Below are 1,271 nucleotides of genomic sequence, written 5' to 3' on the forward strand. Positions count from 1 at the left end.
ACACAGTATTAAAAGAGATAGAAGGCAAGGTCCCTAAAAAAACAGTTGCAATGCTCGAGCAAAAAGTAAATCGGCTTCGAGACTATGTGTTGGGCTTATTGGGGTCCTTTCCGGAAGATCAAAAAAAAGCGAAAGAAAGATGGGCTATTCTCCAGGAAGGTCATCAATCAGGGATAGATTCAATAGTAGAAAAATTTAAATTACAAACTTGGGCGACAGTGCTTCTTTGTATTCCAAGCGGGATACCGTACGGTATTTACACATTAATAAGATGGAAGGAAGTGAGAAAAGAAGAGCAGAAAAATATCAGAAAAGTGATCGATCTTTGCTGTGATGAGTTAGATCAAATATACAATGCGCTAGTGAAACTAAAAGATCTAGAAAAAATCATTGAAAAACAAGAGATCATTGATGAGGTATTTTACTCTGGGGAGAGTTTTTTCGAGTCGAAAGTTGCTTTCATAGCATCTATACAAAATAAGATTGAAAAAATTAGAGCAAACTACGGCATTAGAGAATGGGACGAACGTATTGACATTATGAAAAAAAAGCTTGACCTTTTTTTTGAAAGCAATCAATTGAATTTTCATCATACCATTATGGAATTCCTAAGCTGGGTGTTCTTCGATAAGAGTGTAAGACCCTCTGTGCGGGAGATACAGCTACAGCGGCTAGCTATTATAGATTATCGATACTATCAGATGGCACCAACATTGGGAGACATGCCACTAATGAAGGAAATACTATACAAAGCTTCAACCGATTTAGACATAGATTTAAAAAAACCTTTATTCCGAGCAATGCTAGGAGCCGCTGTATTATCTGGCCGAGAAGATTTAATCCAAAAAAAGGATAGTTTATTAATAATTTGATTTCAATTAGGTAAGGGATTATTTTGCAAAAAGTTTGAAAAATAACTCATCATAGTTTTTGTATACTATGTAGTCGCCGTTACACTTTGGTTTAGACAAATGTTGGATTACCAGGTGCAAGCGTTTTGCATGTATGGGATTTTACAGGCCAGGAAAAACGGAGATATGGAAAACCAGTCTCTATTGCAGTCTCAAGTATCGGCATTTGAGACAAGCCTATTCAGGCAAATCGAGGCTAGCAAGGACCATATTGACGAAGGATTAATCTATGAACATCCAAGCTATATCACCTTGCAACTTGAAAAGAGTAAAACAAAGCGTATGGCGGTTAGTCAATTCAATCCAAAAGGAAAATCAGTATGAATGAGATGACTCGTTATAATATAAGAATGCACGATA

Annotated in this window: 2 protein-coding genes; both read left to right on the forward strand. The window is 36.4% G+C overall.

What is annotated here, in order from left to right; translation table 11 throughout:
• A partial coding sequence (locus BU804_RS13595; RefSeq protein ID WP_158025055.1) for a hypothetical protein occupies positions 1 to 872 on the forward strand: 872 nt, incomplete at its 5' end.
• Positions 873 to 986: 114 nt separating this feature from the next.
• Positions 987 to 1,235, forward strand: coding sequence for a hypothetical protein (locus BU804_RS10215; RefSeq protein WP_158025056.1), 249 nt, complete (start codon positions 987 to 989; stop codon positions 1,233 to 1,235).
• Positions 1,236 to 1,271 lie beyond the last annotated feature (36 nt).

It is taken from the genome of Candidatus Protochlamydia sp. W-9 (assembly GCF_001950615.1).
GTDB lineage: Bacteria > Chlamydiota > Chlamydiia > Chlamydiales > Parachlamydiaceae > Protochlamydia > Protochlamydia amoebophila.